The organism is Aquabacterium sp. A08, from assembly GCF_011742065.1.
The window spans coordinates 1-566 of record NZ_JAAQQT010000197.1; the positions used below are offsets into that span (position 1 = coordinate 1).

At 62.7% G+C, this 566-nt stretch carries 1 protein-coding gene; it reads right to left on the bottom strand.

What is annotated here, in order from left to right; translation table 11 throughout:
* Nucleotides 1–566, bottom strand: a 566-nt coding sequence (locus tag HA630_RS26785; RefSeq protein WP_166832110.1) for a winged helix-turn-helix domain-containing protein, incomplete at both ends; no start/stop codon positions are given.

The window sequence follows — 566 nt, forward strand, 5'->3', positions numbered from 1 at the left end:
TTGTTGTCGGTGCCATAGCGCTTGCACTGCCAGGCCACCCGAAAGGTGATGAGTTTCAGCTCGTCCACCGAGTAGGTGGCGGTGCCGTCGATCCCGCCGTCGTTGGCCTTGCCCGTCACCACCGTCTCATCGGCGTTGTTGGCCACCATGATGGCGGCACACAGGCGTTCGAAGGCGGCATCGGGCATCTGGACCAGCAGGTTCTTCAGGGCCAGATCACCTTGATCGATACCGGGCAGTTCATCCTGCAGTGGAGAGGGAATGCTGCCCGTCTGCTCGGTGGCACTGCCCTTGCCGCAGATGGCGGCGGCCGTGGCCGGATCCAGGGGCATCTGCCAGCCCTCCGGGGTCAATTGCCACACGCCGTGACCTGAGACGTCCGTCGTCTCCAGCTTGCCGGCGTTGACCAGGTGGAATCTGGCCCAGCGGATGTCGTTCTGGTACTTGGCCTCACCGTTGGCGACTTCGGACTCGTCCAGGACTTCTTGTTCATCCATCAGCTGGTTGACGATGGTGTCCCGGACGGATTTGGCTTTGGCCTTGCCGCCCAGATCCCTCAAGGCACT